We start from the raw sequence: 19579 nt of genomic DNA, 5'->3' as shown, positions 1-19579 counted from the left end.
CCTACTCTGACGCCTCATGATATGGGTTGCCCCACAGTGCAGGAAGTGATTGACACCGTTGCCCATGTAGGAGATGCCAGACAGTTGCCTTATCCTGAGCACACATTTGATGTGCTCTACAACTCCTATATGTTCGATCTGCTCGCTGTCAATCAGTTTGCTCCCATTCTGGCCGAATTCCAGCGCGTCTTGAAGCCTGGAGGTCGGCTGATCTTACTCAACATGAGTAAAAATCGACCTGAGAAGACTTGGTTTGAAGCGCTCTACGCAACAGGATGGGTGGGAGCCTGTCGTCCGGTCCTACTCAAGACATATGTGCAACGGGCAGGATTTGAAGACGTTACAGCACGTGTACCGCAAAAGCTACGCGTCCCATTTCTTGCTGCCATTTGGTGCAGAAATCATCACAGCGCATACGCACGTCTAGGTCGTATTCTCCTCCCTGAGCTATTGTGCATAGACGGAGGTATATCGTGTGGGTGATCTGGCGAAAAACAGCCGTCACCCGCAGGGTACTCACTCTGAACCCTTCCCTCATGATATTTGTCATGGTCACATCTGGAGGAATTTCACTTCTCGTCCTATCCGAATGTGGGTACACTCCAATGGAGATAGATACTCACATCGAAACGACGTATTCCAAAGGAGGCATGGAGCATGATTGATGAGAACCATCCTGATGAGGGCGTTCTTATTGTTCCTCTGGAGACACTTGATCGAAGAGCACTTCCGTTGGTTGGAGGCAAAGCTGCCAATCTGGGTGAACTGATCCATGCTGGTTTCGCCGTACCAGCGGGCTTTTGTATCACCACCGTTGCCTATGACAAGATCGCGACTCAGGCGTTGCTTGATACTTCTCTTTTGAGATTAGAGGCTGTTTCCCGTGAGGATAGCACCCGCCAAACCGAACTGGCAACAGCCATCCGCACAGCCTTGTGTCAGACCCCTCTGCCACTAGAAGTGATCCAGGCCACAACAAATGCCTATCAGATCCTCTCTGCGGGTTCACCTATGCCGGTTTCCGTTCGATCCTCGGCGACCGCCGAGGATCTTTCTGGAGCCTCTTTCGCAGGGCAGCAGGAAACTTTTCTCAATGTGATTGGCATCGAGGCACTGCTTGCCGCCGTCCAGCGCTGTTTTGCGTCGCTGTGGACGGAGCGCGCGACCCAATACCGAGCTAATTTGGGTATTGCTCCGCGAAATGTGCATCTGGCTGTCGTGGTGCAACGGATGGTCGAGGCAGCGGTGGCGGGTGTCCTCTTTACTGCTAATCCCCTGACTGGAAAACGACGAGAAGCCGTCATTGATGCGAACCCTGGTTTAGGCGAGGCCGTTGTCTCCGGGACTACCAACCCGGATCACTTTGTGGTCCGAACCACCACTGGTGAGATCATTGAGCGGCGTTTGGGCAACAAGCAGGGAGTGATCCAGGCCAATCCCTCTGGTGGAACACGAGCCGTGGAAGCCTCTACCTCATCTGAACAGTTCTGTCTCTCTGATGAACAGATCCACACGCTGGCAACGCTTGGGGCACATGTTGAAGCCTGGTTTGGGACGCCACAAGATATCGAGTGGGCCATTGATGCCACTGGCTCCATTTTCCTGCTTCAGACACGACCCATTACGACGCTCTTTCCCCTCCCGGATGGCGTCTTGCAAACCGACGAGCTACGTGTCTACCTGGCCATTGGCGTCCAGCAAGGCACCTATCGCCCCTTTACTCCTCTAGGCCTCTCAAGTGTGCGATACCTTTCATCTGGGTTTCTCACGCTTCTTGGTCATCCTACTCCCGACCTGTTGTCTGGCCCCAATTTTGTGACAGAGGTCGCCAGTCGTCCGTTCTTTGAGGTCACTGCTGCCTTACGCAGTCCCTTTGGGCGTCGCTTGCTTACCAACGCCATGCGGGAGGCCGAAGTCCATGCTGCTACCAGTTTTGCGCAACTCGCTACTGACCCACGGCTCAAGCCGCTCTCGATGTCCTGGCTGGCTGTTGCTCGTCCCCTGGTGTTGCTCTTTGCTCGTACCCGCTTGCCCTGGTATCTGCTGCAAGCACTTCTCGCGCCTATCGTTGCCATCAGACGAGTGCAGCGTGACGTTGCACGACTTCGTTGCGGTTTCCAGACCCAACCAGCTACTCCGGCCAGTGCCTCTCTGAGACAAGCGGAGCATCTGTTGCTGGCGAGCGCCCGCGTCGCCTTTCGTGTTTCACCCGTCATGCTGGCTGGCATGCAGAGCTTTGCCCTGGCGAGACGGCTGCTTGGTGATCTGGCTTCGGAGAGTGAGTGCCAGTCTGTGTTGGGCGGCTCACCTGCCAATCCCACCATCCAGATGCATTCCGCTCTGTGGAAGCTCTCCATGCAGCTTCGAGGGAATGAGGAAAGCCTGCATCTGCTGACGACAACACCTGCCGCGCATCTGGCACGAGACTATCAGCAGGGGCGGCTCCCCGCTCATTTGCAAGAGGGGATGGCACATTTCCTGGAGGAGTACGGCCATCAGAGCGTCTGTGACCTTGATCTGGGGGTCGTACGCTGGTCGGAGGACTCCACCTACGTGTTTCATCTGCTCAGCGGATATGTCCAGATGGAGGAGAGCGCCTATGCGCCAGAGCTGCAACTGCAACGCGCCAGGGACGTGGCGCAAGCCATGATTGAGACGCTTTCACGACGTGCCAAGCGCATGTCCCGGGTTCGTGGATGGTTGGTGCATTGGTTGCTGACCCGCGCTCATACCCTTTCTGGTTTCCGCGAGATGACGCGCTTTGTCCTCGGTTTGCAGCTTGCCCAGGCACGTGTCTTGCTTTGGCCGGTTGGAGAAGCACTCTATCAGATGGGGAAGCTAAGCGAGGCCGCAGATGTCTTCTTTCTCACCTTCCCCGAAATCCATGCGGCTCTTGCCGGAGCCAACCTGCGTGTAACCGTGGGAGAGCGACGAGCAACCTTTGAGCAAAAGCTTGGGCGGCGGCACGTCCCCCTGGTCCTGCTCTCAGACGGCACTGAACCGGCAACGGGACGAATGGCTGAGCAGGAAGAAGCGATGGCCTTGCGGGGAACGCCAGCTTCTCCTGGTCGGGTAACGGCTCCAGCACGAGTGATTCTTGATCCACATGCTGCGCAGCTTGCACCAGGGGAGATTCTGGTTGCTCCCTCCACCGATCCAGGGTGGACCCCCTTATTTCTCAAAGCCGCAGGGCTGGTCATGGAGGTCGGAGGGGCAATGGCACATGGAGCGATTGTGGCCCGTGAGTACGGCATTCCCGCTGTCGTGGGGGTGGCAGGGGCAACCGAGCGGATTGCGACCGGAGACCTCCTGACACTTGATGGGACCACTGGAACGGTGACGATCGCGCCGAAGGTGTGAGACCGACATCCCTTGTCCGAGGGAGAGTATTTCCCCTCTCTCTATGGTGTGTTGAGCAGTTCCGTTTCAATGCGGGTACGGATGGCATCACGCACCGTGCGGTACACCATCCGCTGGTCCTCTGTGCTACCTTTGGCCTGGGAAGGATCAGGGAAGGACCAGTGCCGCCTGTGCTTGGCTCCTGGGAAAAAGGGGCACGTTTCAGCCGCAGCGTCACACACGGTAATGACTTCATCAAAGGGTTCGGTCAGATACCGATCCAGTGTTTTTGAGGTCTGCCCAGCAATATCTATGCCCAGTTCGCTCATGACCTGGATCGCCAGGGGACGTACATGGGCAGCCTCTGTTCCAGCACTATAAGCTTCAAACTGCTCGCCTCCCAAGTATCTGAGCAACCCCTCTGCCATTTGCGAGCGGGCCGAATTATGGGTACACAGAAAAAGAACGCGTCGTTTCATGTATTATGCTCCTCGTGCTTCTGATGTAAGGAGGTGGGAAAACGGTCTGTTCCCACTAAGCATTACTCTGCTACTCCTGCCCCTTGCTCCTTTGGCCTACTCTCCGTGCCAATGTGTTCCTGCTCGCACAAACCGTTTTCTGATAAGATCGGCATGTGGCGCTGCTGCCCAGCATCGCGCAAGAGACGGTACACGAGCGCGCCTGCAACAGCTCCAAGCAAAGGTGCGAGCAGGTAGACCCATTGATCGGTCCAGGTTCCACTGACCAGTGCTGGGCCAAGTGAACGGGCTGGGTTCATGGAAGCTCCACAGACGGGACCGGCAAAGATCGCTTCCAGAGCAACTGTTGATCCAATTGCCAGGGCCGCTGCCTGTCCAATGGCTCGCGTATCGGTTGCCATTGCCATAATAACAAACATCAAAAAAAAGGTGAGGATCACTTCCAGTCCGAACGATTGCCAGGTGCCTCCGCTGCCCATCGGCACCGTGCTGCCCAGATGAGCCACATCTCCAAGGAGCACCCGCAGACACAAGGCTGCGAGTGCGGCTCCCAGCAGTTGTGCGAGCCAGTAGCCAGCAAGTCGTCGCACCGGAAAATGCCGCGCCAGTACAAATCCAAGCGTTACCGCCGGATTGAAATGCGCTCCACTCACATGTCCCAAACTATAAATCATCACCGTGATGATGAGACCAAAGACCAGTCCCACTCCTACATGCGTAATCTGGCCTTTCGAGAGCGTATCAATCATGATCGCTCCACAGCCAGCAAAGACCAAGCCAAAGGTGCCGATGGCCTCAGCCACATAGGGAGGCCATTGCCATTGTGAGTGGACTGGGACTGTTGAGGGCGTCATGGCATGTTCTGGTCTGCCACTCACTGTTTCTTGTGTCATGTTTCCTCCAAAAATGGAAGGTCATCTTCTCTCCAGATCGCTGGCCGCCTGCCTCTCAGCTCTGCTGGAAACAAGAGCTGACTCCACGAATCATCTGTCTGCATCATCTGTGATGACGAGCATGGGAGACGTGATCAGAGACCTCTTCACAAGCAGGACGATCCTTCCTCAGTGTACGCAGTATGTTCCTGCTCGATGCGGATCAATAGGGAACGGATGCGGATCAGCAACTCGCGGCACGTCTGTTCAAAGATGGCTACACGCTCTTGTTCAGTTCCTTGAGCTTGTGTCGGGTCAGGCAAACTCCAATGCAGCCGATCCGGGTCGGAAGGCCAGGTGGGGCAGGACTCACGAACGCGATCACACACGGTAATGATGTAGTCAAAGGTGAGACCGTGCAGTTCATCGAGGTGCTTGGCGCGTTGCTGACGAATATCGATATGCATGGAGGCACACGCCTGGACCGCAAGCGGATGAAGCGTGGTTGGATAATTGCCTGCGCTTATCACTTCAATACGCCCTGCTCCTAGATGACGCAAAATTCCCTCGGCCATTTGGGAGCGAGCGCTGTTGTGCGTGCAGAGAAACAGAACACGCAGCGGAGCCAGGCGTGCGACCGTCTCTCGCGCAAGTATCTCTTCCGTTTCACTGGTCGCCAACAGAGGATGTAACATATTTCCTGCACCAAAGTAGAGGGTGCGCAGCGTCTCAAGGTCCAGACTATAGTAGATGGAACGCTCATCCGCGCTGCTTCTGCGCTCCTTCACCAGATGATGCTCGGCTAAGAGTCTCAGGTGATAGGAGACCAGATTTTGTGGCTGTGAGAGCAGGCGTACCAGTTCTTGCCCACTGTAGTCGCTACGGGCAAGCAATTGGAGGAGACGCCAGCGAATCTCATGCGCTAACATTTTGAAGAACTCAGGAGCTTGTTCCCTGGCAAATACCATGCTGTTCACCTATTTACTCCAATATTTTTTGTTTCAAAAAACTTTGATATAAATATACCTGAGTGCTACAGAAAAAACAAGCGTCAGTATCCTTTTCCTACGAAACACGAACCTCGCTTTGTCTGAAGCAAGAGAAAGGTGATGGCATCTGCATCGAGAAGTGGTGGAGCATCTTGCTTCTTCCTTCAAGAAGGCCCGATGCGTCCTTTTCTGGGGACATGCGTCTTTCTGAATGAAGTCACGATGGTTACGTTTCCAGGATCACAAAGAAAGGCAGTCTCTATGAGCACATCCCACTCCCAAAAAGCAACGGAACAACAAGTCGTGAGCGACCTTTCTCTCACTCAACAGAAGCCCGGAATGCGAGAGAGATCACGCCCTCTGGCATGCTGTTCTCCATCGAAGCAAGCATCTTGCTGTGACGCTTCACAAAAGCAGGAGTGCTGTGGCACTGCCGCGACAGGATCGTGGTTGCAACTAATCGACATTGTTCGAGAAAGACCAGTTCTGCGGTCAGGAATGATTATGAAGAACTGGTCTTTTTTTGTGTGTTGAACCACTCTTTAAAGCCGATTGACATTCGTTCCTTTCCTCTGTATACTAAATACATCGGCGTTTCCCGAAATGTTGAAATGAAAGCACCTTATGAGCGAATTAACCACGGAGCTTCAGGAATTTTTGCACGGATTGGCAAGTGAAACCCGGCAGAGAATCCTCTTTCACGTGTTTCTCGACGGGCAGGAACATACCGTAAGTCAGGTAGCCGAACAGACGGGATTGGGAGCATCAACAGCTTCTGAACATCTAACCATTCTGAAGCGCAGCGGTCTGCTTACCTCTCGTCGCGAGGGCAAGGAGGTCTATTACCGACCGGACAAGGACCGCTCCCTCACACAACTTGCCCATCTTACCCAACTGATTACGCGTTGCTGCGAACCGTAATGGTAGACACCTCTCTCCCTGCTTTCTACGCTCTTTCATTTCGTCATTTCGGGAATGGTCGAATTCATACAAGAGGAACGAAGAGCTATGTTTGAGACCCTTGTGATTGGGGCAGGTCAGGCGGGACTTGCCGCTGGATACACCTTGCAACGAGCTGGGCTTGATTTTCTGATAGTGGAAGCTGGATCGTCCCCGACAGGATCATGGGGAGCGTATTATGAGAGTCTGACGCTGTTTTCGCCCGCTCGGTTTTCATCGCTTCCAGGGATGCCATTTCCAGGGCCACCAGAGCGCTATCCGAAGCGCGATGAGGTCATTGCCTATCTGCAATCGTATGCCCAGCGGTTTCATCTGCCAATCCAGTTGCAGACTCGTGTTGAGCGAATTGAGCGTGTAGGACAGCATTTCCGCGTAGATACCTCTACTGGAAAGAGCTACGAAGCGTTGAGCATTATTATTGCCACTGGAGCCTTTCATCATCCCAATTTGCCTTTGTTCCCTGGACAAGATCTCTTCAGGGGACAGATCCTCCACTCAGCCGCCTATCGCCGCCCTGAACCGTTTCGTGGACAACGTGTACTGATCGTAGGAGCGGGTGAATCCGCTGTTCAGATTGCCGTCGAGGTGGCTCGGATGGCACGTGTCGCCATTGCCAGCCGAGCGCCGTTGCGCTATCGTCCACAACGAGTACTTGGTCGGGATATCCACTTCTGGGCCTGGCTCACGGGGTTGGATCGCCTCCCGCTGGGTCGCTTCTGGGAGCAGCATGCACCAACAGCGATCATTGAGACTGGACGCTATCAGGAGGCATTTGCAACCGGAGCGCTCGACCGGCGTCCCCTATTCCAACGCTTCACGAACGCAGGGGTGGTCTGGGAGGATGGGAGTCTGGAAGCAGTGGACAGCGTGATTTTCGCGACGGGCTACCGTCCTTCTTTCGGCTTTCTGGCCGATCTTGGTGCACTTGACGCCCAGGGGCAAGCGTTGCAGCACCAGGGGATCAGCCTCACGGCGCCAGGACTTTACTATCTAGGACTCAACTTCCAGCGCACGTTTGCCTCTGCAACCTTGCGAGGAGGTGGCCCTGATGCTGCGTTCATTATCCGTCACCTGAAGCGCTGGCTCCGCTCCTCGACTAACGCATCCTCTCCTGGCAATGCCAGTCTCGCCGAAAGCAAGGTGTAGACGCAACTCCCTGCAATTGTTGCTGTTGTCAACGTTGCGCTTGACAACGATCTCGATGGAGTCTATACTCTTCACATAAACGTTGCGAGTCACAACGAATAGATGGACATTGAAGTTTTCAACACAGGTGCGTTGAGGCAACGTATCATCCAGAAAAACAGGAGCAGGATATGGAACAGCCTCATTCAACTGGAGCATTGCTGCGAGAAGTGGCGCGTTTGCACACACAACTTCAGCGCAGTTGCGTCACCCAATGTTCTGGGACAACCGTCACCCAATGTACCGTCTTGACCGAACTAGAACGCAGGGGAGAGATGACATTGGCGGAACTGAGTCCACCGTATTGGCTTTGATAAAAGTTGGACCAGCCGAGCAGTTGAGCTACTTGTGCAGGAGGGATTGGTCGTCAAAGTTCCCAGCCAGACGGATCGCCGCACGGTACGCGTCTCCCTCTCGGCGCTTGGACAAGATCGTGTTCAGGAGTTACATCAGATGCTCAATGGATTAGCAGATCAGGCGCTCGAACGCATCCCCACTGAAGTTCGCGCCTCTGTTCATACAGCCCTTGAGTGGTTACAAAAGGGGTTGCTTGATCTGGCCGAAGACAAGCACGTTCCTGTGACAGGTGGAGGGCCATCATGCACGTGCGTCTAGCCACCTCTGCCGATGCTCAGGCCATCGCACTGATCTACAATCAGGGGATTGAAGATCGGGTGGGAACCTTCGAGACCCGATTGCGAACGTCAGCCGATATCGAAAGCTGGTTTGATGAAAGGCATCCCATTGTGGTCGTCGAAGAAAAGCAAGCGATCATTGCCTATGCTTCCACCTCCCCCTATCGGTATCATCGTCCCTGGTATGAGGGGATTGCCGAGTTCTCGGTGTATGTGCGGCGTGATTGGCGTGGCAAAGGAGCTGGCCGCTTAGCGCTTTCCCATCTCATGCGGGAATCTGAGCAGGCGGGATTCTGGAAATTGCTCTCGCGTATCTTCGTGGAGAATATGGCCAGTCGCCGTTTGATGCGCTCACTTGGGTTTCGAGAAGTCGGCACCTATGAGAAGCATGGACAACTTGATGGCGTGTGGCACGATGTGGTGATTGTCGAGTATCTCTTCGCTCACAACCTCACCTAGCGTCCTCAGTGACATGTTGCTCTGCGTCCTTTTGGACGGAGTGCCGTCTCTAGAAACAGAGCAGGAAACTGCTTGCAATACATCGCATAGGATGAAGAAGGATACCATGAAGATAGACATACAGACACTCCCAGTAGTCATTATTGGTGCGGGTCCAGTGGGGCTGGCTGCGGCGGCCCACCTGTTGCGCCGAGGCGAGACGCCCGTTCTCTTTGAGGCGGGCGAGACGGTAGGGGCTGCCATGCTGCAATGGGGGCAGGTGCGCCTGTTCTCTCCCTGGCGCTATCTGGTCGATCAGCAAGCCCAGGCGTTGTTAGAGCAACAGGGCTGGCAGGCTCCCGATCCCGATGCTTACCCAACCGGACGGCAACTGGTGGAAGCTTATCTCTTCCCTCTGGCTCAGGTGCCAGCAATACGGGCCGTCCTGCGGCTCCAGACACGGGTAAGTGCCGTGAGCCGCCTGGGAATGGATAAAGTGAAAACGCCTGACCGCGAGGCGGCTCCGTTCGTCGTGCGCTATCAGCAGGCTGATGGCGAGGAACAAGAACTGCTGGCACGAGCCGTGATCGATGCATCAGGCACCTATCAGACCCCCAATCCCCTGGGCGCACATGGCATGATGGCGCTGGGAGAGCGCTCGCTGCACCAGCAGATCTTCTATGGCATCCCTGATGTCCTGGGAACCGAGCGGGAGCGCTACGCCGGGCGGCGCGTGCTGGTGGTGGGTAGTGGACATTCCGCTCAGCAAGCTGTGTTAGAGTTAGCACAGTTGGCCGAGCAGGAACCGGAGACACAGATCCTCTGGGCGATTCGTCGTGCTGGTGTCGGACAGATGTTTGGTGGAGGCGAGAGTGATGCGTTGCCGGAGCGTGGACACCTGGGCACACGTGCGCTGGCGTTGCTTAAGCGTGGGCAGGTGCGCCTGGTGACGGGAGTGCAGATCCATGCGCTGGCTCGCACGCCAGCAGGCATTGTTATGATAGGCGAAGAGGAGCGGATTGGGCCAGTGGATGAGGTGATTGCTGCCACAGGATTTCGCCCAGATTTCTCGTTCCTGCGTGAGCTGCGACTCTCCCTTGATCCAGCTCTGGAAAGTCCGATGGCCCTTGCTCCGTTGATTGATCCCAATGTACATAGTTGCGGCACCGTCCCGCCGCATGGGGTGGACGAACTGACCCATGCGGAACCCAATTTCTTCCTCGTCGGTATGAAGAGTTATGGACGCGCCCCCACCTTTCTCATGCTCACCGGCTATGAGCAGGTGCGCTCAATTGTGGCGGCACTGTGCGGAGAGTGGGAAGCCGCCCGTGCTGTCGAACTGGTCCTGCCTGAAACGGGCGTCTGTTCCAGCGATGGAGGAGCCTGCTGCGCTCCGGCGGTGTCCAGTCCCTTGCTCGCCGTTGGGCTGCCGCGACGAGCAACAGGAGCGAAAAGCCACTAGCAGGGTGCTATGAAGCGAGCAACAACAAAAACGCTCTATTATGGGTGGGTGTTGATGGGGGGCTGGGGATCACAACGATCATCTCCTATGGGACCACACAGTACCTCTTCGGGGTCCTGGTGGTTCCCATCAGCCAGAGTTTCCAGTGGGATCGTGCCAGCGTCTCTGGAGCCTATGCTGCTGGTCTGATCATTTCTGGACTGCTCGGCGTGCCGATTGGTCCGTTGCTGGATCGTTTTGGAGCGCGTTTACTCATGAGCGCAGGGTCGGCACTGGCAGGAATAGCCCTCTTCGGTCTGACGCAGATGCAGACCCTTTGGCAGTTCTACCTGTTCTGGTCAGGTGGGATGGGGGTGGCAATGGCGCTCACGCTTTATCCCGTCACCTTTACGGTGGTCGCCAACTGGTTTGTGCGCAAGCGTGGGATGGCGCTTGCCGTGTTGACCCTGGTGGGAGGGTTGTCCTCTCCCATCTGTATTCCCCTCTCTGGGGCGCTGATTGCGCACATCGGCTGGCGTGCTACCTTGATGGTGCTGGGCCTGGCGCAGCTAGTAATCGCTCTGCCTTTACATGCAGTGCTCTTGAGGCGGCACCCGGAAGATCTGGGACTCTCTCCTGATGGGGAACCTTTGGGTGAGGAGGGGGCAAAGCGTGTGTTGTTAGGTCTCTCCCTGCATCAGGCGCTCCATCGCTCCTCCTTCTGGCTCATCACCACGTCTCTCTCGCTGGTGACGCTGGGCGGTACGGTGGTCTTTGTGCATCAGGTGGCCTTCCTGATTGGCCGTGGGTATGATCTGATCCTGGCGGCAACCCTCTCCGGGATGCTGGGATTGGTCAGTTTGCCGGGGCGTTATCTTTTCAATATGCTCAGTCAACGCATGAGCGCTCAGACGTTGCTGACGGTGAGTATAATAGCCCAGGCAGCAGGCATTGCGGTGCTGATTCTGGCTCCCTCCCTCCTGTGGGTGATCTGCTACGTTCTCCTGTATGGGACAGCATATGGAGCGTTTTCTCCCCTGCGTGCCTCGGTAATGGCCGAGCAGGTGGGCCGTCGTGCCTATGGTTCCATTACGGCAGTACAAGGCGTTCCAGTGGCGCTCTGTGGAGGACTGGGACCGCTGGCGGCAGGCTGGCTCTATGACCAGTTACAACGCTATGAATTGGCTTTCTGGCTGTGTGTGGGAGCCTTCCTGCTGGCGGCATTCGTCTTGCTGCTGAGTGCCCGCGCACAGAGGGAACAGACAAGAAGCGCGGAGGTAGAGGTGGTCCAGCACTAAGGGATGGGACCGAGAACATCTGCGTCCTTTTGGTCTGCTCTGCGTCTCTTCAAGAAGAGACATCATCACTTGGAGAAATCTGGAAGGCTGGGTCTATCAGATCACTCGTCATACCATCATTGATTATTACCGTCGCCACAAAAGCACGTCGTCGCTAGAGGAACCCGAGGCCCAGGAGCTTCCAGCAGAGTTACCAGATGATGATATCGTCAGCGAACTGTTCCCCTCGATCCGTGCAATGGTGCTGCGTTTGCCCGTACCAGACCGTCAAGCCTTAATCCTGACCGAGTATCAGGGTCTCACCCAGAAGGAACTGAGCCTCCGCCTGGGCATTTCCTTTTCGGGAGCCAAATCACGGGTGCAACGGGCACGTGAAAAGCTCAGACAGATGTTGTTAGACTGCTGCCACTTTGAGCTGGATCGGCGCGGACACGTCATCAACTATCAATCGCGCTGTCAGCGCTGTTCGGAGGATACCTGCTGTTTGGAGGAAGCACAACCACTCATCCAGATAGGCCGTGAGCAGGTGTGCCCTTTTCCCTCCTCCGTCTCCTAAAAGAGGAAGCAGGGCCAGCGCTCTTCTTTGTATCCGTTGCTTTGTCGTGTTGGTAGTATAGAGCAAGATGTATGTGCGTGTGGAAACATAGATTGTCCAAAACACCGAGAAACGTCCCTCAAAAATTAAGAAGAGGTAAGATGATGTAATTGCCTGATGTTCTCGTTCTCCTGTTCTAGGAGTGGGAGCGTGAGAAGGGGACATTCAGCTACGGGGGTGAGGAAGAGGAACGGCAACCGATGAGTCTTATTTGCTTGTCCTCATGCTGAAAAATGAGGATGCCTTTCTGTAAAGGTATGCATCTCACCCTCAAAAGTAGAACCGTTCTATTTTTGAAGAGAACAGAGAGGCTTTGAAAGCACATCGTCTGTCTAGCGTCACGCTTTCTGCTCTCGTCACGCCTCTTCCTTCTTGTCCCCGATTTCAAGACATTTGCAACACAATACTCCCTTTTATTTTCTCGCTCGAAGTGGAAATGGCTGGAGGATGAATCTCGATCTGATGACGCTGGGCCAGCAGGCTCCCATCGAGTATCGTAGGCAGAGTGGACAATGCTGATTGTACCCGCCAACGCCCAATGTTGACACACTGGGGGCTATCAGGAAATCTTGTTGGTCTTGCGTGATCTACTGATAACCCAGGATTGATCTTTTGGATAGGGTGTAGCCCCTCGACACTGTTGTATTGTCGAGGGGCTACAACGGCCTGCCTGTGACGTAGGAAGCACGAGACAGGATGGCTCGTGGTAGACGCCGACATAGACCGTCACTCCAAAAAAACAGCGGGAAGAGTAGAGAGAGCAAAAAGATCATCACAAAGCAAGAGGGATGCTCAGGAGTGCGCACCATAGCTGAACATGTGCTCTCTCCCCGTTACCTGCCTTCTTGCGCGACTGCCCACCTGCTGCAAGCACGAGGCGAGATGCTCTCGATCTTGGTGATGAGAACTGTTGAGATGGCGTTTTGAGGAGAAACATGCTTATCATCTCACTCGCCCCGAAATCGCTCATGACGTGGTTGAGACGACGAAGGAACTGGCCGAACTGCTTGGGATCTCCCTCGGTGAAGGGAGAGGCGAAAGCGAAGACTGAGCCGAGGGCGAGGAGTGCGTCTCATGCATTCCTCGCCATGTCTGGTTTGATGGCTTCCAACTGAATCATAGAACCATCTTGCCATGCTCAACCCGCTTCTCTCTCTCTCAGTCGCGAACCTCGTACTTGCCAGCTTGCAGGATAGTAACATCACGGCCAGCCCGGTTGTGTTCCAATCTCTCAGTCGTGAAGCTTTCCATTACTACTTTGTGTGTTGCTCACGAGTAACAACTACTTGCACTGGTTTCAATCGCTCAGTCGCGAAGCCAGCCATTGCCACTGGGGTATGTGTTCCTCCCAAATGGCTTGCCCAGTGCTTTCAATCGCTCAAACGCGAACCCCAGCTCTGCGACCAGAAAACGCGCCGCGTATCGCTACTGCTTGTGAACCCTGCTGTGCAGATTTGCTGCTATGAGCGCTCGCTATCAAGCTCAGTCATCAGTGGCGTCGCGTAGCGCGAACCCGCTGCAGCACCGGCTGGCACCGCGCGCTCGATCTGCACAAGGTCGTCCGCGCTCAGTTGCAGCGCGGTCGCCCCCAGGGCCTCGGTGAGTCGCTCTCGGCGGCGTGCTCCGACCAGGGGAATGATATCCTGACTATGCGAGAGGACCCAGGCGATGGCAATCTGTGCGACGGTCGCGCCCTTCGCCTCGGCGATGGCACGCAGCGCCTCTACCAGCTCCAGGTTGCGATCGAGATTCTCTCCGCTAAAACGTGGGCTGATGCCGCGGAAATCGCCGGGAGCCAGGACGCGCTCTTTGGACCAGTGACCGCTCAGCAGGCCACGCGAAAGCACACCGTAGGCGGTGATGCCGATACCCAGCTCGCGACAGATTGGCAGAATCTCGGCCTCGATGCCTCGCGAGAGCAGCGAGTACTCGATCTGGAGATCAGAGATCGGATGCACGGTGGCGGCGCGGCGGATCGTCGCTGCCCCGGCCTCCGAGAGCCCGATGTGCCGGACGTGACCTGCCTTGACCATCTCGGCGATGGCACCGATCGTCTCCTCAATCGGCACGGTCGGATCAACCCGCGTCAGACGATACACATCCACATAATCCGTGCCCAGACGGCGCAGCGTGTAGGCCAGGAAATTCTTGACCGAGGCTGGGCGCCCGTCGTTCCCCAGCCAGTTGCCATCGGCATCGCGCAGCGCGCCAAACTTCACGCTGATCGTTACCTGTTCACGAGAGCGTCCCTGTAACGCCCTGTTCAAGAGCAGCTCATTGTGGCCCATGCCGTAGAAATCGCCCGTGTCGAGCAGGGTCATCCCGGCATCCAGCGCCGCGTGAATGGTTGCGATACTCTCTGTCTCGTCCGCAGGACCATAGAGATCGGACATGCCCATGCAGCCCAGGCCGATCTCAGAAACGCGTGGGCCAGTCAAACCGAGTTGACGAAAATCCATCTTTAAGCCTCTTTCATGTAAAGTACACTATCAAATCAACAGTTGAGATTACCAGGAAAGGTTCAACCCTCGCCTGAACTACCGCAGGGAGTGATGGCATCATATGCTCTTCCCTCGCTTAGTGGATCACTAAACGCTCGATCATGTCCCCTCGCAGCGTAAAGTGAAACGAGCCTGGACCGGAATATCCTCCATGAGACATGGCCTCGATTGCCAGGAAAGTGCCATCAGCATTGGTTTCTCGCTGGACGTCAATCCGCATCTGGACTCCAAATGTTTCTCGTTGGGCCCACGCTCGAATTGCCTCTCGGCCACGATAGGTGGCACCATCGATGAGCGTGGCGTTTTCTGCGAATAACGCCAGGAAATCTTCAAGTCGGCCCTCGTTGATGGCTTCGATGGCTCGACGCACCAGTGGTGAACGGAGAGATGAGCTTTGGATCATGGAAATCCTCCTGTTTTGTAGGAACGAGTGGACAAGGTATGATCATGTACCCTTGCCCCCCATAGGCATATTCATAGTATCCTCTTCTGCTGTGGGTAGAGCCACGCATGCAAGAGGTGTGTGGTCAGTGGTAGTCCCACATACGTCAGCAGAAAGGCCAGGCACACTGTCACTATCCCATTGGTGATGAAAAGCGGCCAGCCATGCAAGAATGCATCAAGCACCAGGATAATGAGAAGACTGGCGAGATAGGCTGAGGGGATGATCGCGAGAAACAGCTTCCACCTGGGAGGCGAGACCTCCAACCGATCAGGCAGGGTGAACCATGCCGCCAGCCCACTCGACGTTTGTGTGGAGGCAGTCGAGAAGGCCACTGCCTCTTGCACTAATTTGGCCCGGTCTTCCGACTGCATCCAGGCTTGCTCTGCGGCTTCATTAGCGAAACGATGGATGACATAACGGTCTTCCGGCTGTTCCTTTCCCAGCGTGAGAATCGTCACTCCCTGATTGCCTGGGAAACGCTCACTTGCGGCGACCGCGCGCTGAACCCAGGCATAGAAGTCGTGTTCATGTCCAGGTTTGAGCGTCCTTTTTTCAATGAGTGTCACAGGCTCTGTCTTTGCAGGCACTTCCTGTATGGGTTGTGTCACTTTCATCTCCTTGTTGGGATATGCATATTGCTCTGTTCAGCACTGACATTACCATGCCGCCAGTGCTCCCGCCCTGGTTTATAAGAGGTGCTCGATTCTGATCGGCAATTCGTGGATGCGGCGACCAATGGCGTGAAAGACGGCGTTGGCGATGGCTGCGGCAGCACCAACCTGCCCAATCTCTCCGCAACCCTTGACGCCGAGCGGATTGACGATCTCATCGTGGACTTCGATGAGGTCCACTTCGACATCGGGTGCATCCGCATTCACTGCGACCAGATATTCACCCAGACTGGCGTTCGCCCAACGCCCGCGCTGGCTATCCATGGAAGTACCCTCCAGTAACGCCTGGCCCAGTCCCCACAGCATGCCGCCCATGAGCTGACTGCGAGCAGTTTTGGGGTTGAGGACGCGACCAGGAGCGAAAACGCCCACCAGACGCCGGACGCGCACCAGCCCAAGATCGGCATCAACGGCGACCTCGGCGAACTGGGCACCGAACGTCGCGAGGCCATAGGGCGTGTTCAGCGGTGGAGGGGTCCAGCTTCCCAGTGCCTCGGTGTCTTGCAGGTGATGACGCAGGAGGAGTTCTCCATAGGTCTCCCCTCTATTCGGCCGGTCACGCAGCATCATTCGCCCATCGCTGACCACCACTGAAGCAGGATCAGCATGATACAACGGTGATCGCTCATCGGCAAGAGCCAGGGCGATCACCTGGTCACGTAAGGCAGTGACGGCATTATGGACAACGGCGCTCACCATGCCCGCACCTGATGAGCCAACAGCAGCAGAGCTGTTGGGTAGCTCGGTATCTCCGTACTCGAAGCGAACACAGTTGAGCGGGACGCCAAGTCCATCTGCGGCCACTTGCGTCATGACAGTTGCCATACCTATACCAAAATCCTGGGTGCCTGCCTGGATGACGGCGCTCCCGTCGGCGTACAGGCGGGCACGCGCCCGCTGGGTCGGCATAAACAAAGCCACTGGATAGACCGCCGTCGCCATCCCTGTCCCGATCAACCAGTTCCCATCGCGAAGCGTTCGGGGGATTGGGTTGCGCCCCTGCCAGCCGAAGAGTTCGGCTCCACGCTGGTAACATTCCTTCAAGCCCTTGCTCGACCAGGGGTTACCCGTGGCGGGGTCCACGTCGGCATGGTTGCGCAGCCGCAGCTCCAGTGGATCAAGGCCGAGTTCGTACGCAAGTTCATCCATAGCGCACTCCAACGCGAACATCCCGGTGGTCTCACCGGGGCCGCGCATAAAGGTTGGTGTCATCGTATTAGTGCGGATGAGCCGGTAGATGCCCTCGTAGTTCGGACAGGTGTACAATTGCGCCGACATGCCAAGCGATGGCTCGGCCCAATCATCGAAGGGCGAAGTTGGCGAGAGCTTGTGATGACGAAATGCAGCGAGGTGCCCATCCCGATTCGCGCCCAACACAACCTGTTGCAACTGCTCCTCGCGGTGTCCACAGGAACTAAACATCTGCTCGCGACTCAAAGCAAGCTTGACCGGACGCCCAACATGGCGGGCGGCGAGTGCTGCGAGCGTCACGTGAGGCCAAATCATCGCCTTGCAGCCGAACCCACCACCGATGAAGTGCGTGATGACCCGCACCTTCGACGGCGAGAGGCCCAGCAGCGCCGCAACCGTTAATTGTGTGGCAGTGATGCCCTGCGTCGAGTCGTAAAGGGTCAGCTGGTCCCCATCCCAGACGGCGGTGGTAGCCGATGGCTCGATGGGATTGTGATGGTTGGCGGCAAAGCGATAGGTCACGCCAATGCGCACGTCTGCTTCGGCCAGACTCGCCTCGACATTGCCACGAGCCACTCGCCCAGGGATTAAGCCTCCGAAGATCCGCTCGGGTTCATAGGCGTGGTTGCGCCCCTGATCGAGCGTCGTGATCGAGGGCGTCTCCTCGTAGCTGATCTGAATCAACGTTGCGGCATGTTGGGCACGTTCGAGTGTATCGGCGATCACGACTGCGACTGGCTGACCGGCATACTGCACAATATCGTCTTGCATCGGAAAGAAGGTCTCGCCGGGTGCGGATTGACCAAGCAATGAGGGCAACAGTGGAGGTTGTGCCGCAATCCGTTCGATGTTGCGATGAGTAAGGATGGCAAGTACACCCTCGGCCTGCTCAGCATTACTCGTATTGATCATGCTGATTCGTCCGCTCGGCACGTGTGCGCCAACGAGGACGGCATACGCCATAGTATCGAGAGCGATTTCAGCGGAGTAGCGACCGGCCCCAGTCACCTTGGCACGGCCATCCACACGATCAACGGACCGCCCGATTGCAGGACTCATGCTCTGCCTCCCATCGTGGTAATCATCTCCAGGGCGCGGACGATGGTCCGCTCCGCGAGTTCAACCTTGAATGTATTGTATTTGCGTGGCGCAGCTCCGATGAGTTCCTCGTGTGCTGCTCGGAGAAAGTTTGCTCGTTGAGCCTCTGCCCCAAGTAGAATGTGCTCCGCTCGACGCGCACGCCAGGGTTTGGTAGCGATTCCCCCAAGCGCCAGATGAACATCACGAATCACGTTTCCATCGAGCTGGAGCGCCACGGCCACGGAAACCAGGGCGAACTCATACGAGGAGCGATCACGAATCTTGAGATACAGCGACTGGCGCGCCAGAGGCAAGGCTGGTACTTCGATTGCTACAATCAGTTCACCATGCGAAAGCGGGTGTTCACGGTGAGGAGTAGCACCAGGTAGCAGGAAGAAATCGTCGATGGGGATCGTCCGTTTACCGTTGGGTCCAGTGACATGGACGAGAGCGTCAAGGGCGACCAGGGCGACGGCAACATCCGAAGGGTGGGTAGCGATGCACTGGTCGCTGGTCCCTAAGATCGCATGCCCTCGATTGATGCCATCTAGTGCGGCGCAACCACTGCCTGGCTCACGCTTATTGCAAGGGGAGGACACATCGCGAAAATAGCTACAGCGCACTCGCTGGAGCAGGTTGCCCCCCATTGAGGCCATGTGTCGCAACTGCGCTGAGGCGCCGAATACCAATGCCTGGGCGATCACCGGGAACCGCTCGACGACATCGGATGCTTCGGCGACCTCGCTCATACGGGCAAGCGCACCAATACGCAGGCCACCATCGGGAAGGCTCTCAATCTGTTTGAGTGGTAACTCATTGATATCAACGAGTCCACTTGGCGTGACCACACCCTGGCGCAGCAGGTCGATCTCCGTGGTGCCACCAGCAAGGAAAGCTCTGGTCGGATCAGCGCTGACAGTGGCGACGGCGCTGGCGATATCGGTAGCACGTGCATAGCTAATCGGTTTCATGGGGGTTTGCTCCTTTCGCATCGCGGATCTCGCGGATAGCAGCACGAATGTTGGGGTAGGCGGCACAACGGCAGATATTACCACTCATCCACTCAGAGATCTCCGCGTCGCTGCTCGCATGCCCCTCATCGAGCAGAGCCACCGCTGACATGATTTGACCAGAAGTGCAATAGCCGCACTGAAAGGCATCGTGGGAGAGGAACGCACGCTGCATGGGGTGCAAGTCTGTTCCCTGCGCCAGCCCCTCAATGGTCGTTATCTCGTGGCTCTGGCACGTGATAGCCAGCGTCAGACACGCCAGAACCCGCCGCTGATCTACCCAGACCGTGCAGGCCCCGCACGTTCCCTGGTCGCAGCCCTTCTTGGTGCCAGTCAGATCCAGGTGTTCGCGCAAGGCGTCAAGCAAGCTCGTGCGGGGATCGAGCAGGAGGGTAGAGACATCTCCATTAATACGCAGCGTCACCTCCACAGCCTCAGGACCCAGCATGG

General features: G+C 56.3%; 21 protein-coding genes. 12 read left to right on the top strand and 9 right to left on the bottom strand.

What is annotated here, in order from left to right; genetic code table 11:
• Positions 1-36: 36 nt before the first annotated feature.
• Complete coding sequence (locus K3T83_RS24775; protein ID WP_220205603.1) at positions 37-483, top strand: class I SAM-dependent methyltransferase; 447 nt, start codon at positions 37-39, stop codon at positions 481-483.
• A 174-nt stretch (positions 484-657) separates the two neighbouring features.
• Positions 658-3360, top strand: a complete 2703-nt coding sequence (locus K3T83_RS24770; RefSeq protein ID WP_220205602.1) for a PEP/pyruvate-binding domain-containing protein — start codon at positions 658-660, stop codon at positions 3358-3360.
• A gap of 41 nt (positions 3361-3401) precedes the next feature.
• On the opposite strand, the gene K3T83_RS24765 is transcribed toward K3T83_RS24770, so the two are convergent.
• From K3T83_RS24765 to K3T83_RS58000, 3 genes are all read right to left on the bottom strand, one after another.
• Entirely contained in the window at positions 3402-3818 is a 417-nt protein-coding gene (locus K3T83_RS24765) for an arsenate reductase ArsC (RefSeq protein ID WP_220205601.1), read from the bottom strand.
• A gap of 62 nt (positions 3819-3880) precedes the next feature.
• Positions 3881-4711 carry an MIP/aquaporin family protein gene (locus K3T83_RS24760; RefSeq protein ID WP_236064982.1) on the bottom strand — a complete coding sequence of 277 codons (831 nt, stop codon included), beginning with the start codon at positions 4709-4711 and terminating at the stop codon, positions 3881-3883.
• Between the two features lie 146 nt (positions 4712-4857).
• The gene (locus K3T83_RS58000; protein WP_236065134.1) at positions 4858-5658 is read right to left on the bottom strand and encodes an arsenate reductase/protein-tyrosine-phosphatase family protein; all 801 of its coding nucleotides are present in this window, start codon (positions 5656-5658) and stop codon (positions 4858-4860) included.
• A gap of 645 nt (positions 5659-6303) precedes the next feature.
• Here K3T83_RS58000 and K3T83_RS24750 point away from each other — a divergent pair.
• The 10 genes from K3T83_RS24750 (at position 6304) to K3T83_RS24705 (ending at position 13737) form a co-directional block, all read left to right on the top strand.
• Complete coding sequence (locus K3T83_RS24750; RefSeq protein WP_220205600.1) at positions 6304-6600, top strand: ArsR/SmtB family transcription factor; 297 nt, start codon at positions 6304-6306, stop codon at positions 6598-6600.
• 87 nt (positions 6601-6687) lie between these two features.
• Positions 6688-7785, top strand: a complete 1098-nt coding sequence (locus tag K3T83_RS24745) for a flavin-containing monooxygenase (protein WP_220205599.1) — start codon at positions 6688-6690, stop codon at positions 7783-7785.
• 170 nt (positions 7786-7955) lie between these two features.
• Positions 7956-8138: a hypothetical protein gene (locus tag K3T83_RS24740; RefSeq protein WP_220205598.1), complete on the top strand. Its 183-nt coding sequence runs from the start codon at positions 7956-7958 to the stop codon at positions 8136-8138.
• 34 nt (positions 8139-8172) lie between these two features.
• Complete coding sequence (locus tag K3T83_RS24735) at positions 8173-8439, top strand: winged helix DNA-binding protein (RefSeq protein ID WP_236064981.1); 267 nt, start codon at positions 8173-8175, stop codon at positions 8437-8439.
• Positions 8424-8918, top strand: a complete 495-nt coding sequence (locus K3T83_RS24730) for an arsinothricin resistance N-acetyltransferase ArsN1 family A (RefSeq protein WP_220205597.1) — start codon at positions 8424-8426, stop codon at positions 8916-8918. The genes K3T83_RS24735 and K3T83_RS24730 overlap by 16 nt, the downstream gene beginning before the upstream one ends.
• A gap of 106 nt (positions 8919-9024) precedes the next feature.
• On the top strand, positions 9025-10359 hold the full coding sequence (locus K3T83_RS24725) for an NAD(P)-binding domain-containing protein (protein WP_236064980.1): 1335 nt from the start codon (positions 9025-9027) through the stop codon (positions 10357-10359).
• A gap of 44 nt (positions 10360-10403) precedes the next feature.
• On the top strand, positions 10404-11636 hold the full coding sequence (locus K3T83_RS24720; RefSeq protein ID WP_220205595.1) for an MFS transporter: 1233 nt from the start codon (positions 10404-10406) through the stop codon (positions 11634-11636).
• 19 nt (positions 11637-11655) lie between these two features.
• Complete coding sequence (locus tag K3T83_RS24715) at positions 11656-12192, top strand: sigma-70 family RNA polymerase sigma factor (protein ID WP_220208292.1); 537 nt, start codon at positions 11656-11658, stop codon at positions 12190-12192.
• 949 nt (positions 12193-13141) lie between these two features.
• Positions 13142-13282: a hypothetical protein gene (locus K3T83_RS24710; RefSeq protein WP_220205594.1), complete on the top strand. Its 141-nt coding sequence runs from the start codon at positions 13142-13144 to the stop codon at positions 13280-13282.
• 83 nt (positions 13283-13365) lie between these two features.
• Entirely contained in the window at positions 13366-13737 is a 372-nt protein-coding gene (locus tag K3T83_RS24705; RefSeq protein WP_220205593.1) for a hypothetical protein, read from the top strand.
• Here the strand turns inward: K3T83_RS24705 and K3T83_RS24700 are convergent.
• From K3T83_RS24700 to K3T83_RS24675, 6 genes are all read right to left on the bottom strand, one after another.
• A complete protein-coding gene (locus K3T83_RS24700) occupies positions 13692-14690 on the bottom strand; it encodes an aldo/keto reductase (protein WP_220205592.1) in 999 nt (332 codons plus the stop codon). The genes K3T83_RS24705 and K3T83_RS24700 overlap by 46 nt on opposite strands.
• A gap of 118 nt (positions 14691-14808) precedes the next feature.
• Positions 14809-15135 carry a nuclear transport factor 2 family protein gene (locus K3T83_RS24695; RefSeq protein WP_220205591.1) on the bottom strand — a complete coding sequence of 109 codons (327 nt, stop codon included), beginning with the start codon at positions 15133-15135 and terminating at the stop codon, positions 14809-14811.
• A 71-nt stretch (positions 15136-15206) separates the two neighbouring features.
• Positions 15207-15785 (bottom strand): antibiotic biosynthesis monooxygenase, encoded by a 579-nt coding sequence (locus K3T83_RS24690; RefSeq protein ID WP_220205590.1) that lies wholly within the window; start codon positions 15783-15785, stop codon positions 15207-15209.
• A 78-nt stretch (positions 15786-15863) separates the two neighbouring features.
• Positions 15864-18098, bottom strand: a complete 2235-nt coding sequence (locus K3T83_RS24685) for a xanthine dehydrogenase family protein molybdopterin-binding subunit (protein ID WP_220205589.1) — start codon at positions 18096-18098, stop codon at positions 15864-15866.
• Positions 18095-19090 carry an FAD binding domain-containing protein gene (locus K3T83_RS24680; protein ID WP_220205588.1) on the bottom strand — a complete coding sequence of 332 codons (996 nt, stop codon included), beginning with the start codon at positions 19088-19090 and terminating at the stop codon, positions 18095-18097. Before K3T83_RS24680 ends, K3T83_RS24685 begins: the two co-directional genes overlap by 4 nt.
• Complete coding sequence (locus tag K3T83_RS24675; RefSeq protein ID WP_220208291.1) at positions 19077-19577, bottom strand: (2Fe-2S)-binding protein; 501 nt, start codon at positions 19575-19577, stop codon at positions 19077-19079. The genes K3T83_RS24680 and K3T83_RS24675 overlap by 14 nt, the downstream gene beginning before the upstream one ends.
• Between the last annotated feature and the right edge of the window lie 2 nt (positions 19578-19579).

It is taken from the genome of Reticulibacter mediterranei, from assembly GCF_016587455.1.
This window is presented reverse-complemented; position numbering and strand designations above follow the sequence as displayed.

What these genes read in the sequence shown, in the direction of transcription:
- K3T83_RS24750 (WP_220205600.1), top strand. Translation starts at nt 6,304, where the DNA reads ATGAGCGAATTAACCACGGAGCTTCAGGAATTTTTGCACGGATTGGCA.
- K3T83_RS24730 (WP_220205597.1), top strand. Translation starts at nt 8,424, where the DNA reads ATGCACGTGCGTCTAGCCACCTCTGCCGATGCTCAGGCCATCGCACTG.
- K3T83_RS24700 (WP_220205592.1), bottom strand. Translation starts at nt 14,690, where the DNA reads ATGGATTTTCGTCAACTCGGTTTGACTGGCCCACGCGTTTCTGAGATC.
- K3T83_RS24765 (WP_220205601.1), bottom strand. Translation starts at nt 3,818, where the DNA reads ATGAAACGACGCGTTCTTTTTCTGTGTACCCATAATTCGGCCCGCTCG.
- K3T83_RS24685 (WP_220205589.1), bottom strand. Translation starts at nt 18,098, where the DNA reads ATGAGTCCTGCAATCGGGCGGTCCGTTGATCGTGTGGATGGCCGTGCC.
- K3T83_RS24705 (WP_220205593.1), top strand. Translation starts at nt 13,366, where the DNA reads ATGCTCAACCCGCTTCTCTCTCTCTCAGTCGCGAACCTCGTACTTGCC.
- K3T83_RS24745 (WP_220205599.1), top strand. Translation starts at nt 6,688, where the DNA reads ATGTTTGAGACCCTTGTGATTGGGGCAGGTCAGGCGGGACTTGCCGCT.
- K3T83_RS24680 (WP_220205588.1), bottom strand. Translation starts at nt 19,090, where the DNA reads ATGAAACCGATTAGCTATGCACGTGCTACCGATATCGCCAGCGCCGTC.
- K3T83_RS24770 (WP_220205602.1), top strand. Translation starts at nt 658, where the DNA reads ATGATTGATGAGAACCATCCTGATGAGGGCGTTCTTATTGTTCCTCTG.
- K3T83_RS24695 (WP_220205591.1), bottom strand. Translation starts at nt 15,135, where the DNA reads ATGATCCAAAGCTCATCTCTCCGTTCACCACTGGTGCGTCGAGCCATC.
- K3T83_RS24725 (WP_236064980.1), top strand. Translation starts at nt 9,025, where the DNA reads ATGAAGATAGACATACAGACACTCCCAGTAGTCATTATTGGTGCGGGT.
- K3T83_RS24760 (WP_236064982.1), bottom strand. Translation starts at nt 4,711, where the DNA reads ATGACACAAGAAACAGTGAGTGGCAGACCAGAACATGCCATGACGCCC.
- K3T83_RS24675 (WP_220208291.1), bottom strand. Translation starts at nt 19,577, where the DNA reads ATGCTGGGTCCTGAGGCTGTGGAGGTGACGCTGCGTATTAATGGAGAT.
- K3T83_RS24740 (WP_220205598.1), top strand. Translation starts at nt 7,956, where the DNA reads ATGGAACAGCCTCATTCAACTGGAGCATTGCTGCGAGAAGTGGCGCGT.
- K3T83_RS58000 (WP_236065134.1), bottom strand. Translation starts at nt 5,658, where the DNA reads ATGGTATTTGCCAGGGAACAAGCTCCTGAGTTCTTCAAAATGTTAGCG.